Source organism: Patescibacteria group bacterium, assembly GCA_041645165.1.
Lineage (GTDB): Bacteria > Patescibacteriota > Patescibacteriia > 2-02-FULL-49-11 > 2-02-FULL-49-11 > 2-02-FULL-49-11.
This window is the reverse complement of record JBAZQN010000024.1, coordinates 1-14,353: the sequence shown is the minus strand read 5'-3', so window position 1 is coordinate 14,353 and position 14,353 is coordinate 1. Positions and strand designations below refer to the sequence as shown.

The 14,353-nt window shown below is 48.8% G+C and carries 13 protein-coding genes; all 13 read left to right on the top strand.

Annotated elements, in window-relative coordinates:
• Window positions 1–468: hypothetical protein (locus tag WC659_06845; protein ID MFA4873612.1), on the top strand; the 468-nt coding region annotated here is incomplete at its 5' end.
• Window positions 469–695: 227 nt separating this feature from the next.
• On the top strand, window positions 696–1,943 hold the full coding sequence (gene ftsA, locus WC659_06840; GenBank protein ID MFA4873611.1) for a cell division protein FtsA: 1,248 nt from the start codon (window positions 696–698) through the stop codon (window positions 1,941–1,943).
• Between the two features lie 355 nt (window positions 1,944–2,298).
• Window positions 2,299–3,456, top strand: coding sequence for a cell division protein FtsZ (gene ftsZ, locus WC659_06835; protein ID MFA4873610.1), 1,158 nt, complete (start codon window positions 2,299–2,301; stop codon window positions 3,454–3,456).
• A gap of 300 nt (window positions 3,457–3,756) precedes the next feature.
• Window positions 3,757–4,227, top strand: a complete 471-nt coding sequence (locus WC659_06830) for a hypothetical protein (protein ID MFA4873609.1) — start codon at window positions 3,757–3,759, stop codon at window positions 4,225–4,227.
• A 37-nt stretch (window positions 4,228–4,264) separates the two neighbouring features.
• Window positions 4,265–4,507, top strand: a complete 243-nt coding sequence (locus WC659_06825; GenBank protein MFA4873608.1) for a hypothetical protein — start codon at window positions 4,265–4,267, stop codon at window positions 4,505–4,507.
• Between the two features lie 404 nt (window positions 4,508–4,911).
• Complete coding sequence (gene nrdR, locus WC659_06820) at window positions 4,912–5,439, top strand: transcriptional regulator NrdR (protein MFA4873607.1); 528 nt, start codon at window positions 4,912–4,914, stop codon at window positions 5,437–5,439.
• A 52-nt stretch (window positions 5,440–5,491) separates the two neighbouring features.
• On the top strand, window positions 5,492–8,524 hold the full coding sequence (locus tag WC659_06815) for a vitamin B12-dependent ribonucleotide reductase (protein MFA4873606.1): 3,033 nt from the start codon (window positions 5,492–5,494) through the stop codon (window positions 8,522–8,524).
• 171 nt (window positions 8,525–8,695) lie between these two features.
• Window positions 8,696–10,990, top strand: coding sequence for a hypothetical protein (locus WC659_06810; GenBank protein ID MFA4873605.1), 2,295 nt, complete (start codon window positions 8,696–8,698; stop codon window positions 10,988–10,990).
• A 569-nt stretch (window positions 10,991–11,559) separates the two neighbouring features.
• Entirely contained in the window at window positions 11,560–11,844 is a 285-nt protein-coding gene (locus tag WC659_06805; GenBank protein MFA4873604.1) for a hypothetical protein, read from the top strand.
• 3 nt (window positions 11,845–11,847) lie between these two features.
• The gene (locus WC659_06800) at window positions 11,848–12,246 is read left to right on the top strand and encodes a type II toxin-antitoxin system VapC family toxin (GenBank protein ID MFA4873603.1); all 399 of its coding nucleotides are present in this window, start codon (window positions 11,848–11,850) and stop codon (window positions 12,244–12,246) included.
• A gap of 7 nt (window positions 12,247–12,253) precedes the next feature.
• The gene (locus WC659_06795) at window positions 12,254–12,868 is read left to right on the top strand and encodes a cob(I)yrinic acid a,c-diamide adenosyltransferase (GenBank protein ID MFA4873602.1); all 615 of its coding nucleotides are present in this window, start codon (window positions 12,254–12,256) and stop codon (window positions 12,866–12,868) included.
• Between the two features lie 57 nt (window positions 12,869–12,925).
• Entirely contained in the window at window positions 12,926–13,348 is a 423-nt protein-coding gene (locus WC659_06790) for a DUF4430 domain-containing protein (protein ID MFA4873601.1), read from the top strand.
• A 149-nt stretch (window positions 13,349–13,497) separates the two neighbouring features.
• A complete protein-coding gene (locus WC659_06785; GenBank protein MFA4873600.1) occupies window positions 13,498–14,109 on the top strand; it encodes a DUF6580 family putative transport protein in 612 nt (203 codons plus the stop codon).
• The last annotated feature ends 244 nt before the right edge of the window (window positions 14,110–14,353 follow it).

Sequence of the window (14,353 nt, the reverse complement as noted above, 5' to 3'; positions counted from 1 at the left end):
GAACAGCGATTCTACCTCAAAGACGGCGAGAGCGCGTATCGCGCCCTGCAAGCGTTTGGCCTCGGCATTTCCGACGCGAACTTGAGGAAAATACCCGTGGGGCTCGAAGAGCGCGCTGAAAGAAACGACTCTGACGGCGACGGGCTTGATGACCGCCTGGAAGAGGCGATTGGCACGGACAAAAACAAGCCCGATACCGATGGCGACGGCTTTAATGACGGTGAAGAGATTAAAAAATTCTATAACCCACTGGGTTCAGGGAGTTTGAGCCTTGATTCAAGTTTTGCCAATAGTTTGGACGGTCGGATCGTTCTCCAGGTGCAAAACCGCGGCCAAGCCTGGTATATCCACGATGGCAAGCGTTACTACCTCAAAGACGGCGATCTTGCCTACCAGATCATGCGTTTCTTAAGCAATGGCATTACCAACAGCGATTTGCGGCAAATAGGGGTGGGAGCGTTGGAATAATTTATGGTATCAAGATTTCAATAATGAGCGTTAAGTAGCGTATCATGTGGCGACTGGTAGCTTTTATACCCCATCAGTAGAAGCCAGTTTACGCCAGCACTACGCCAGTTTACGCCATTAAAGTTCCGAAGGTTAATTTATCCACAATGGTGTGAAAGCACTGTAAATCGTATACTAAGACGAGAAGGAGCGAGAACTTTACTTTTACGGGTGATTTTCAATTAAGTATGGCACGTAGGCACGTCATTACGGGAATTGACTTTGGTTCAAGCGCTATTCGCGCGGTTATGGGCACGACGCAGGGACAAGACCAGCAGTGCTCTATTATTGGCGTTGCAGAGGTTCCTTCCGCAGGCATTACCAAAGGAGCCATCACGAGCATTGAGGATACGGTATCAGCGCTTTCCCTTTGTCTTGAACAATTAGAGCGCATGTCGGGGGTGCCTGTCGAGAGCGCGTATGTCGGCATTGCGACGCCGATGATTACTTCCATCCCTTCTCACGGGGTGATAGCGGTCTCTCGCGCGAACGGTGAGATCCGAGAAGAAGACGTAGAGCGGGCGATTGAAGCGGCGCAAGCAGTCGCTACCCCACCCAATGCAGAAATCCTTCATGTGATTCCTCGCTACTTCACGGTTGACCAGCAGACCGGCATCAAAGATCCTGTTGGCATGACGGGAGTGCGTTTGGATGTGGAAGCGAAAATAATCCAAGGGCTTTCCAGCCAGATCCGCAATGTGACCAAAACCGTATTCCGCGCGGGGATCGATATTGATGACATCGTATTCTCCATACTTGCCGCGGCTGAAGCGACCTTGACGCCGCGCCAAAAAGAGCTGGGGGTGGCGATCGTGAACATCGGCTCGGCGCTCACGAGCATGGCGATATTTGAGGAAGGCGACCTGCTTGCGACTGCGGTCATTCCTATCGGAGGATCCCATGTGACGTCAGATGTGGCGATCGGGTTGCGTACCTCGCTTGAGGTCGCGGAGAAATTGAAGCTTGAATACGGTCAGGGAATCGCGGCGGAAGTGTCAAAGCGCGAAGAGGTGAACTTAAGCGAGTACTCGGATACTGAACATGAACGCGTATCGGTGCGGCAGATCTGCGATATTATTGAAGCGCGGGTAGAAGAGATATTCGAACACGTGGATCGGGAACTGGTGAAATACAACCGTTCCGGCATGTTGCCTGCAGGGGTAGTACTCACCGGCGGGGGCGCCAAACTTCCAGGGCTAACCGAGGTGGCGAAACGCGTATGCAGGCTCCCCAGCTCCTTGGGGCTCCCCGTGAATGTCATGAGTCCCATTGACAAGGTGCAAGATACCACGTTTACCACTGCAAGCGGTTTGGTGAGATGGGGGTTTGAGCTTTCGAAAAACGCAGGGAACAGCCATTTCAAATTCTCTCAAATTTCTTCGTTTAAAGACGCGCCTCGCCATGTACTGCATTGGTTCCGGTCGCTACTTCCTTAAAATAGATATCTGCGTATATCCGCGTTAAAGCCAAGCGTGACAATCCGCGTCTATCTGCGGTTTGTTTGAACACTAATATTGTTCAATACTACTGATAGGGAAGGGGATTGTGTTATCCACAGAAGATGGTATACTAAGGGCAATCTATTTTTCCACAGCTTCTCATTAAGAAGTCCTCGTATCGGAATTTCAATAATGAGCGTTAAGTAGCGTATCATGTGGTGCCTGTTGCTTCTATACCCCATCAGTAGAAGCTAGTTTACGCCAGCACTACGCCAGTTTGCGCCACTAAAGTGCAGGGTTTAATTTATAATATCCCATGGGAACTCATTTACGCGGTTCGCCGCACCAGCGTATGGAAGTAAAACCCGCTCTCGAGACGTTCGCAAAGATCAAAGTCGTCGGTATCGGTGGATCCGGCGGCGCCGCCATTAATAGGATGGTAGCCTCGAAGGTGCGCGGGGTTGATTTTATCTCTATCAATACTGATGCGCAAGCGCTCCATCACAATGGCGCGCCCAAAAAGATACACATCGGCCAGACCGTGACGCGGGGATTGGGCGCGGGCATGGACCCTGAACTGGGCAGAAAGGCGGCAGAGGAGGACAGTGAACAAATCCATGACGCTTTGAAGGGCGCTGACATGATATTTATCACCTGCGGCCTCGGGGGCGGCACCGGCACCGGCGCGTCTCCCATAGTGGCAGATCTCGCACGCGAGGTCGGCGCGCTCACTGTGGCGGTCGTCACGAAACCATTTTCATTTGAAGGCGCGCAGCGCCGCGCGATCGCGGATCGGGGGTTGGACGAACTCGTGGGCAAAGTTGACACTATCATCACTATTCCGAACGACCGCATCTTCCAGGTGGTTGATAAGAAAACGACGTTGCTCGCGGCGTTTGAAACGGTGGATGACGTGCTCCGCCAGGGAGTGCAGGGGATTTCAGACATCATCACGGTTCCGGGTCTCATCAATGTGGATTTTGCAGATGTGCGGGCTATCATGCGCGATGCGGGTACTGCACTCATGGGGATCGGGCGCGGCACCGGAGAGATGCGCGCGGTTGACGCGGCCAAAGCCGCCATTGACTCGCCTCTTTTGGAGGTTTCCATTGACGGCGCACGCGGCATACTCTTTACCATATCCGCAAGCCCCAACCTTTCCATGAATGAAGTTTCCGAGGCGTCCCGCGTCATTACCGCATCCGCTGATCCCAATGCGAAGATCATATTCGGCGCAGTGATAGATGAAACCTTGAAGGATGAGGTAAAGATTACCGTCATTGCCACTGGGTTCGGCCCTTCTCTCACGAAATCAAGCACCCATACCCAGGAAGCAGGAGCCGGACGCTCCCAGCAGGGATTCGTGAGAACAACCGCTCCCAGCGCCACAAGCCGCGCGGTATTCCAGGAACGCCACCCTCTTCCGCCAAGCCGCGAAGAAGAAGCGCAAAAGATAAAAGAAGAGGAAGAGCTCGAGATTCCCGCCTTCATCAGGAAGAAGATGAATTAAGGTAGTTAAAGATTAAAGGAGAGAAATATACCTTATTAATAAGGCTCTTCAGACATTTGTGCGGGTAGTTTGCAATCCCTTAAAGTCATAAGGTTCGCAGCGGACTCCCCTCTTAAGGTAAGAGGGGACGAAGGGGAGTTATAAGTTTGGCGCATAAAAGGCATAAGTTCGCCAAAACAAAAGTATGCGCGCACCGTTCATAACTCACCCCAACCCTCCCTTACCTTAAGGGAGGGAACGGATGAGCCGCTCACGGCGCCTATAGGAAAGTCGGAAGAACCATTAATAATAACAAATCCTATGATGCCAGAAATAGAATCAAGCAGCGATGTAAGCGTTGGGCAAACTATCACGAAAAACGCGGAAACAGGGGAAAGGCTTCGTGCGCAGCTTCAGGAGTTAGCGGGCAAAGTATATAAAAAAATGGAGGACATACGTGCACAAGAAAATGCAAGGACTGATCACCCGATGGCTATTATGCTAATGCAAATAGAAAATTTAAATAAGGCAATAACGGATCAATCACTACAAATAGACAACATTAGTCCAGATGCGCAAAGTGAACTGGTAGACATATTTAATATAAGAGATTTGCAACTAAATTTGGAACGAGCATTAGACAATACGAATGACAAAAGCTGGAGTGATCCGCTTGGAATACCGAGCGTTGGTTCAACTGTTGCGTCAAGTTACGGCAAAATTTCACCTGAAGCAATGGATTTTCTACAGGGATACGTTCATGAAGCCAGTAAATGTGTCGTTTGGCGATAGCCCCTTGCCCGCTATTGGGCAATCGTTTGGGGAATTTGTGAACACTAATTATGCAGATAAACGTGAGGTATCAAGAAGATATGAAACCCATTGTAAATTTAGTAAAGATACTGCAGGTGAGGCTGCAGGTGAGGCCGCAAGGTTGACTGCAGATATGGCTAATGAGAGGGTGGAAGGTCAGACGGTAAAGCGTGTAATACCGCCAGTATGTTATGGAGAAGAGCTCCGATACCAAGGACACATCTATCTAGAGGATAAGAAGGTAGAGGCAAAAGGCTAGGAGATTAGTCTGAAAGAGTAAGTTTTCCACAGGAAAACCCCCGAGGAGGGGGTTTTGATTTTCTCAACCAGTAGTGCTATAATGAGAGCACTACATACCATATCTTGTATCTCTCGAGGTTAAGGCGCAGTAAGATATACTAATTTGCGCGGATACGCTATCATTACACTACTGACTTCAAAAGAGGAGAGATCAGAGCGGCTGATTTGCCCCGTTACCAGAACGCTACAGAGTGGTTGAGACCGTAGATGTCATGCCAGAGGCAGATACGCATTTGGTGGAAATGGCAACAACCCCGAAGGGGAATGATGGCCAACGCAATAGAGGTGTTAAGCCCATGGTAACGGGGTTAACGCAGGATTTCCATAAAAATTACTTGAAGAACAGTATAAATACCTATTCGAATGAATTGCCCCGTCTGCAACTTCCATGATACTCGGGTACTTGACTCCCGTGTCGCGGCAGACGGGCTTTCTATCCGCAGACGCCGCTCGTGCCTTAAATGCAAGTACCGGTTTTCCACGTATGAGCAGGTAGAACTCCTTGATTTTACCATTATCAAGCGGGACGGACGCAGGGAATCGTATGACCGCAAGAAACTCGAGGAAGGCGTGCGGAATTCTTTGGTAAAACGCTCCTATACCGAGGAAGATTTCCATAAACTTATCAATGCCATAGAGCGGGATATCCAAAAAACGAAGAAGAGGGAGCTTCCTTCGGTTGTGGTAGGGGAGCTGGTAATGCGGCATCTTGAAAAATTTGATAAAGTGGGCTACATCAGGTTCGCTTCCGTGTACCGCCAATTCGAAGATGTGCGCCGTTTCCAGCGGGAATTGTCACGGTTAGTCCGAGAGCGCCCCAGAATGGGGAAGAAATTGCGTACGAGGACATCGAAGGCGTTTAAGGTTAAGAAACGTTTTAAAAAAGTATAAATATAGAGAATAATATTCCTTAATTCTATTTCTTTTATCCCGCTCTCTTTTTATGTCCGAACCCACACTTCTCGCCGCCACTCTTCGCACCCGCACCATGAGCCAAGAACCTCCTAGCATTAAGGTTGCAGGCGTTCCGGGAAACGGGGATAGCGAAAAATCAACCCTTGTCCCTTTAGAGAGCGTGAAGGCGGGGAAGAGCAGCGCGCAAGGCAAGACCCAAGGGTTGTCATTCAAACGCCGTTGGACTAAGGAAGGCGTGCACCCTTTTGAGGCAGAAGGAATAGTATGGGAAAAAAGGACTGCCAAGATTACCAATGAGAAGGGGGAGCTTATTTTCGAGCAAAAGGACGTGGAAGTCCCCCAATTTTGGTCCCAAACCGCCACCAATATAGTTGCCCAGAAGTATTTTCGCGGGAAATTGGGCACCTTAGAGCGTGAATCAAGCGTAAAGCAGATGCTCACGCGCGTCGCCCATGCGATTGCGGGATGGGGGAAGACAGGGGGTTACTTTGCCACGGAAACGGATGTGCAGGCGTTTGAAGACGAGCTTACCCTTATGCTCGTCACCCAGCGGTGCGCCTTCAACAGCCCCGTATGGTTTAACGTGGGCGTGAAGGACCCGCCGCAATGTTCCGCTTGTTTTATCCTCTCCATCAGGGATTCCATGGATTCCATCCTTGAGTGGATACGGGAGGAAGGCATGATTTTCAAAGGCGGATCAGGCTCGGGCATTAATTTAAGCCCCTTGCGCTCTTCTAAAGAAACGCTTACTGGCGGGGGGATTGCATCGGGGCCGATTTCATTCATGCGCGGCGCAGATGCGTCCGCGGGCGCCATCAAATCAGGGGGCACCACGAGAAGGGCCGCAAAAATGGTGATCCTTAACGCCGACCACCCTGATATTCTGGAGTTTATCCGCTCCAAAGCAGAGGAGGAGAAGAAAGCGTGGATTTTGGGGGAGCATGGGTATGATATGTCCTTGAATGGCTCTGCCTGGCACTCCATCCAGTTCCAGAACGCCAATAATTCCGTACGCGCGACCGATGCGTTTATGCAGGCGGTGGCAGAAAAAAAAGACTGGCATGCCCGCAATATCACTGACAGCGCGGTCGCCTGGACGAAGCCTGCAGGCGAAGTCATGCAGGAAATAGCGGATGCCGCATGGCAGTGTGGAGATCCCGGCATGCAATTCGACACCACCATCAACCGGTGGAACCCCTGTCCCAATTCCGGCAGGATTAACGCGTCAAATCCATGTTCCGAATACATGTTCCTTGATGATACTGCCTGCAACCTCGCCTCCTTGAATCTGATGAAATTCCGCAGGGAGGACGGGGAGTTTGATCCAGGCGCGTTCGCGCATGGCGTGGAAGTTCTTATCACCGCCATGGAGATCATTGTGGGCAACTCCGGCTATCCCACGCCGACCATTACCCAAAATTCATTTGATTTCAGGCCATTAGGGATAGGGTACTCAAATTTGGGTTCAGTGCTCATGACGCGCGGCGTGCCGTATGATTCGGACGAGGGAAGAAACTACGCGGCTGCGGTGAGCGCGCTCATGTCCGGGCAGGCCTATCGGCAGTCCGCGCTTATCGCGCGGGAGCTTGGGACTTTTAAATATTATCCGGAAAATCGCGAACCATTCCTCAATGTCATAAACATGCACCGCACTGCCGCATGGGAAATTCGTGAGGAAGGCGTGCCGGAAGACCTCATGGCCGCGGCCCGGGTGTCATGGGACGAGGCGTATGAGCGCGGTTACCAAAATGGCTTCAGAAATGCGCAGATTTCAGTGGTAGCACCTACCGGCACCATTTCATTTCTCATGGATTGTGACACTACCGGCATTGAGCCGGAGATCGCGCTCGTGCGGTATAAGTGGCTGGTGGGAGGCGGCATGATCAAGCTCGTGAACAATTCAGTGCCCGAAGCGCTCCGTCGCTTAGGGTATCTAGAAGACCAGATTCGCGGGATTATGGCCTTTATCGAAGAAACCGATACCTTGGAAGGAGCGCCGTACCTTCAGGAGAAACACCTGCCTATTTTTGACTGCGCGTTCAAGGCGCAGCGCGGCACGCGCACCATTCCGTACATGGGCCATGTGCGGATGATGGCGGCAGTGCAGCCTTTTATATCCGGCGCCATTTCGAAAACGGTCAATATGCCAGAGGACGTGACGCCCGATGATATTGCGCACGTGTATATGGAAGCATGGCACTTGGGTCTGAAAGCCATTGCGATTTACCGCGACGGGTGCAAGAAGACCCAGCCCCTGACGACCAAGAAGGAAGCAGAAACTGGCAAAGTATTAGAAGAAAAAGCAGCATCATCAGGCCATGCGGCTGTGCCGGAAATTTTAGAGAAGGTGGTGGAGCGCCCTTTGCGGAAGAAACTCTCTGACGTGCGGAACGCCATTACGCACAAGTTTACCATTGGCGGGCATGAGGGGTATCTCACCGTGGGACTGTATGAAGACGGTTTGCCGGGTGAAATGTTCATTACGATGAATAAGGAGGGATCCACCCTGTCAGGATTGCTTGATTCATTCGCGGTCGCGATCTCATTCGCTTTGCAATACGGCGTGCCTTTGAAATTCCTGGTGAAGAAATTCGCCCACGTGCGATTTGAGCCTGCGGGATATACCAGCAATGACCGCGTCCGCATCGCGAAATCCATTGTTGACTACATCTTCCGATGGATGGCATTCCAATTTTTATCACCTGAAGATCTCATGTCGCTGGGGTTGCAGACTCTTGAGGACCAGACGAACGGCGACGTGCCTGCCGCGCTTCCGTTGCATGTTAAGGGAAATGGGAACGGGAACGGAACCGGGAATGACCACGAACACAAAGGCCTGCAGAGCGAAATGCGCGACACCGCCGCGTATGCGCCTGCCGCGGCCGCCGCTCCTTCCGCGCAGGGGCAGATCATGGTGGAGGAAAATATCGCCGTATCGCTCACCCGCATGATCCAAAACCAGATGGATGCGCCGATCTGCGCCACCTGCGGCTCCATCATGGTGCGAAACGCCAGCTGCTATAAATGTTTGAACTGCGGCGACACGTCGGGGTGCTCTTAAGACGCAGATTCACGCACATCCGCTTACCCCTCTCCCTTTTAGGGAGAGGTTAAGGTGTGGGTTTTAATCCTCTAGACAAGTGCAAGAAATCGGCGCAAAATATAATTGCACTTACTTTATTGTGCCACTCGGGTCTTCGCCCGCGCGTTTAGCATTTAATATAGAGAATTTATGTCTTACCATGGTGATGCATCCAGTGAGGTGGCGGCAGCGTTGGCAGAAGAAGAGGCAGCAAAGGCACAGAGATTGGATCAGCAAAAGAGAGAATTAGAAGAAGCAAAAGCGACTGCTCAAGCCTTTTTAAAAAGTTGGCAAGGTAAAGTAGAGGGAAAGACCAAGGCATGGCAAATGGCAGTGGATGCAATGTCTGGGGCAACCGCGACGGTGCATACCGTTGATAGAGCTACCGATCATGAAGTCAAAGCAGAAGAAGTAGAGAAGAGATTTCAGGAGGAAAGGTCTGGGACAAGGGATTCCATAGCAGGTAAAGTGATTACTGAGCGTCAAGGTGAGTATGACGAAGGACAGCCTACTGGAGTGTTAAGAAAAGATAAATCCGCTGTAATGCCTGCGCTAGTCAGGGGCGAAAGAGCAGCATGGGAGGGGATCGACGCAACATTCGCTGAGATGGATAAAACTTTGCGGAGCGAACTCGATCCCCGTGCGCGGGATTTTATTATAAAAGAATATGGTAGGGATGGAGCAGAGGCGGCTGCAGCAGTTACAGCGCCAAGAGCGGAAAAGGTAAAGGAGGATCCCTTGTTAGACATTAAAACTATTTATAGTAATTGGACCCTTGAGAGATCGCAGGCAGAGGAAGAGCAGGCAATGGACGAATTCGGCAAAGGACCAGAGATAGAGAAGGCGAAAAAAGCAGATCAGGCCATGTTTGCGGAAGCAAAAGCGTCAGTGCCGCGGCTCCTCAAAACAATTCCTCAATATGATGACCTAATTCAAGGTAAAGGAACCATTAAGTCATTTCCATGGGATGAGCAAAGATGGGGAGCAGGATCATGGGAGATTTTACAAGGAATGCAGGAAAAGGCAAGAAGAATCTTTCAAATGGCAGATCTTGCGCAAACGCCAGAAGGGGAGAAGGAGCATGCCCATCATGTATCGTTTGAGAAATTGCGCGAATATGCTGGATTATTTACTCGTTATTGTCAACAACTACAAACGAAGATGGATATTAACCAACCTGGTTCCACGAATGAACTTCTCAAGGCTGCGATTGAGCTCCATCTCTATGAAGCAAAACAAACACTAGCTTCTCTCCAACAGTTCCTTGAAGCGCAAGAAACGAATTTGGATTCGCCTCTTAAGAGAGAAAAGATTGCAGGCAAAGACAAGAATCTCAACCAGTTCGAGCGTACCGTTAGTGATCTTAAAGAGGATATTGATAGGTTTGAAAGTGATCAGAAAATACTTTATGAGACCAAAACTGGACAGAAACCTCAATTTACGATGCATGGTTCACGTAATGAAGCAGAGTTTCAAATTATGATGCATGATATGATAGCTCGTGGTTATAACCTTGATGTAAGAGACGAGCAACTAGTTGCGGAATTAAAAAAGTTTGGAATTACTCTAACATTTGATAGTAAATATTCTGATTCATTCCGTATTGACGGCGATAAGGCTCTTTCATCTTTTCTTAAGCCCACCCATACTGCCGAAGCGTGGCAAAAGTTTTCACAGGAGAGACAGGAAAAGCTATGGTCTACTGGCCTTCCGTCAGATTTAATTTCCGCACAAGAAGAGACTGCGATAAGAAGTGAGAAAGGTAGTGGTGCGGATGAAGAGATTGAAAAGTTACGGGTGGAGCGTTATAACAAGCTGCTCTTATATCACGGCGGCATGCAGGAAGGTGCGCGCGAGCAGGTTGAGAGAGAGGTCAAGGAAGCAGCAGCAATGGCGGAAGAAGAAAGGAAGCGAGTATCAGACCAGAAGCTTATTGAACAGTTCCATACTGATTGGGATGTAAAAATAGGTGCATTGCACAACATACGTGCCGACCTAAGGCGGTTAGAAGCAGAGAGAGAAAGTAAATATTCGGCGACAAGCGAATTAATAAATAAGTTGAATGAAAAATTTAAAGCGTTAGATGTGAATGTGGAATTATTAGTGACTAAGGAGTATTCACAGGAAAATTTAGGACATCAAAATTCGCGGTGGCGTAAGCTTTTGGCAGAAATAGATACGAAATTTGATGCTGATCGTGGAACGTTAGGTTTTACGGAAAAACCAAAGTATAAAAATGCACGGAAATTAGTAGAGGAGGAACAAGTAGGCATTCAGCAGAGCCTAGAAGAAGTATTGAAGTATCACGAAGGTACTGTGTTGCCAAAATGGAAAGAGTGGGATAATCTCTTTATTGATATCAAAGAGATATACAATAAAATGAATAATCAATTGAAAGTTTCAAAAATAACCTCTTTTGAAGATTTTATCAAAGAGACAGAGTAGATATTATTCAGAGTGGAAATTAACACGCGGGGTCGATGAGGCTCCGCGTTGTAATCAGCGCGCATGCCCCGAAATACAACATCCAAGAGGGAGGCGGGAATCTTTAAGCAGAATATAGATGGAGTACTACTGGATGAGGATTGACCGTATTGCAGATTTTTACATAGCCTCCCTCACTGATCGCCAAACGTTATCTACAAATTTTACTATGATTCAATACACCAAGGTCGCTTTCATGTTAAAGCTTACTTCAATGCCAACCACGTTTGGCGTTGGATGTTGATATACGGGGTATACCCATAAAGAGAAATGCACCACAGGGATTAGTGATGGTCTACAACGGCGACGGAAATGTAAGTGTCCACTGGGGGCATGTCTTCACGATTGAAACCCCCTCTTTTAGTCTCCCCCTCACAGGGGAGAACATTGTCGCCGTTTGTCCTCCCCCTCCGGCAGGGGGAGGATGGAGGCGGGGGTGTCAATAGGCAGTGGACACTTACACGGAAATTTATTGACAATAATACATATTATAGTTATGATTAAAGTATGTAAAATAATGTGTAATCAATATGCCCATTCCTTTAGAAAAAACTATACCGATCACGCAGGCATCGAGAAAATTAGCTCAAATCATCAAGCAACTTCCTCGTGAGAAGTATTTTTTCATCATGAAGAATTATAAGCCGGTGGCAAAAATCAGCGCGGTGGATGAAGAAGATGCCTATCCGATTGACGCGCTTGAAACGTTAAGGGCACGCGCATGGGGCTCTCATACCAAAGAGATTCAGGACGCCTTTGCGCAGTTGGAGAACGTGTCCGAGCGAGAACTCCCTTTGCTCCTTCGGAAGCTATAACCTATGTATCTGCTGGATACGTCAGTGCTCGTTGATTATTTGCGGAGATACGCCCCCGCGGTTGCATATTTGGATTCGCTCTTGAGCAAAGCGCAGGACGAGCGGAGCGGGGGCGCGGCGGTGTCGTTCGCCACGGCGCTGGAATTATATGCCGGGGTGCGGACGAAACGCGACCAGCAAATCGCCTCCTCTTTGCTTGCGCACTTTTCGGTGCGTGCCGCCGATAATGCGATCGCATCAAAGAGCATCGCGATCATGCAGGAATATCTTCATGCCACGGGACTCGATATTCCTGATTGCATTATTGCTGCCACCGCAATCGTGAAAGGATATACACTGCTTACGAGAAATGTGAAGCATTTCCAGCCTATTGATCGCGTGAAGGCGGAAACGCCCTATTGAGAGCGGTATGGCGCATTCAGCGAAAAAGTATGAGAAGGGATTCATCATCGTTTATTATGGCGACGGGAAAGGGAAGACTACCGCCGCCTTGGGGCTTGCGATGCGGGCGTTGGGGCGGGGCATGAATGTGGCGGTGCTGCAGTTTATCAAAAGCGATCCGGGGGTGGGGAAAGGCATAACGTGGACGAGTGGCGAAAGAATTTTCGCTCAAGTGTTCGTAAGATACAAGATACAAGATACAAGATACAAAAATCGTATTGGGAAGTTATATGTAAAAACAACAGGTGAAGGATTTGTGGGGATACAGGGTGACGAAAGGCCGTTTGAGGAGCACAAAGCGGCGGCGGTGAAAGGATTGCGTTCTGCGGAAGAGGCGCTTCGAAAAGGGAAATTTCACGTGGTGATCCTTGATGAAGCGCTGCGCGCGGTGGAGGAAAAATTATTTTCTGCCAAAGATTTAATGAAAGCGTTAAGGAATAAAAAGAAAGGAGTGCATGTGGTGCTTACCGGGCACCATGTAGCAAAGGAAATTCTCGAAATCGCAGATCTCGTGACAGAAATGAAAAAAGTAAAGCATCCTTATGATAAGGGAATACTTGCAAAGATTGGTATAGATTTTTAAATACTATAATCCCACTAGATTCTAGATTCAAGCTTCTAAATTTTTCATGTAAATATTATGAAACGCAAAGAAGGAATTTTACGTTTGTTAGTGATTTTATTCCTTGTTTTAGTCACCGCGGGCTGTTCTTTGCCGTGGCAAAAGGAAATACAGAAGCAAGAATCAGCGGAGCAGGCGACCGTGCAGATGGTGACTTTGAAAATCACGAACAAGGACGCGAAAACGTATGAGTACCCGCTGGTGTATCAGGGCAATAGCACGGCGCTTGACTTATTCAGGTTGGCGGGCGTGCCGGTGGAAATGAAAACGTATGATTTCGGCTCGTTTGTGGAGTCCATCAGCGGTGTGAAGGGCGAACAGGGGCGCTGGTGGATCTATTACCTGAATGGCACGACAGGAACGATTGCCGCAGACAAGTATATGGTCAAGCCCGGCGATGTGATAGAGTGGAAGTATGAGGAGGAGAAAGAAGGACTGTAATGAGAAGCACCAATTTCCAATGACCAATGACCAATAAAATCCCAAATCCAAATTCCCAATATCATAATTGGTCATTTGGGTAATTGAGTATTAATTGGGCATTGAGATTTGGACATTGGGCATTGATTTGATATTTGAAATTTGGATTTATGAAAAATGCAGTCACGGTAATGAAATTCTTTCCCTATTTTCTCGTGTTGTTGGGTGCCGTGGCCAGGCTCTTGCCTCATGCTCCGAATTTTACTCCCATCGCGGCATTGGCACTCTTTGGCGCGGTCTATTTGAAAAAACGCGACTCGCTCTGGGTGCCCTTAGCGGCCATGTTTCTTTCTGACATTCTGATCGGCTTTTATCATTCATTAATCATGGCGTCAGTGTATGGGAGTTTTGTACTTGTGGGGATTTTTGGAATCTGGTTGAGGCGCTTCCGCAGTGTCATCCCCGACCAGGATCGGGGATCCAGTAATAAAAAAAAACGATTTCACGGTTGGTGGCTGCGTGTTGGTGGCGTTGCATTTTTCGGCTCGACTTTCTTTTTCCTGATCACCAACTGGGCAGTGTGGGCGTGGGGTACACTCTACCCCAAAACACTGGACGGTCTCTTCTTGAGCTACTGGATGGGTTTGCCCTTTTTCCGAAATACGCTTTTCGGGGATCTGTTTTATGTCTCTCTCTTTTTTGGCATCGCTGAAACTGTATATTGGTGGAATAGAAGTGCCAATCATTGGAGTACCATAGTAGCAGATAATCAGAGAGAGTAAGTAAGAATTATGGCGTAAAAACAGTCGATTAAAAAAACGTCCGTACATAGTACGATCGTAGCTAATGCGGACGTTTTTAATTCTCATTATAGCAGGTAAGTTGAAAAAATGAGAGTGATCGTTATAGCTCACAATAACTGTTACCAAGAGAATAGCGGATAGATCAGAATTGGGTTACCGTAGCCGTCTATGACTATGGCAACCAAGAATGAAATCTTCTCCCGCTATCTGGGGGAATACCTCA

Bases quoted from the DNA above. Each gene is read 5' to 3' on its own strand.
- ftsA (MFA4873611.1), top strand. From the start codon at position 696: ATGGCACGTAGGCACGTCATTACGGGAATTGACTTTGGTTCAAGCGCT.
- ftsZ (MFA4873610.1), top strand. From the start codon at position 2,299: ATGGAAGTAAAACCCGCTCTCGAGACGTTCGCAAAGATCAAAGTCGTC.
- WC659_06830 (MFA4873609.1), top strand. From the start codon at position 3,757: ATGATGCCAGAAATAGAATCAAGCAGCGATGTAAGCGTTGGGCAAACT.
- nrdR (MFA4873607.1), top strand. From the start codon at position 4,912: ATGAATTGCCCCGTCTGCAACTTCCATGATACTCGGGTACTTGACTCC.
- WC659_06815 (MFA4873606.1), top strand. From the start codon at position 5,492: ATGTCCGAACCCACACTTCTCGCCGCCACTCTTCGCACCCGCACCATG.
- WC659_06810 (MFA4873605.1), top strand. From the start codon at position 8,696: ATGTCTTACCATGGTGATGCATCCAGTGAGGTGGCGGCAGCGTTGGCA.
- WC659_06805 (MFA4873604.1), top strand. From the start codon at position 11,560: ATGCCCATTCCTTTAGAAAAAACTATACCGATCACGCAGGCATCGAGA.
- WC659_06800 (MFA4873603.1), top strand. From the start codon at position 11,848: ATGTATCTGCTGGATACGTCAGTGCTCGTTGATTATTTGCGGAGATAC.
- WC659_06795 (MFA4873602.1), top strand. From the start codon at position 12,254: ATGGCGCATTCAGCGAAAAAGTATGAGAAGGGATTCATCATCGTTTAT.
- WC659_06790 (MFA4873601.1), top strand. From the start codon at position 12,926: ATGAAACGCAAAGAAGGAATTTTACGTTTGTTAGTGATTTTATTCCTT.
- WC659_06785 (MFA4873600.1), top strand. From the start codon at position 13,498: ATGAAAAATGCAGTCACGGTAATGAAATTCTTTCCCTATTTTCTCGTG.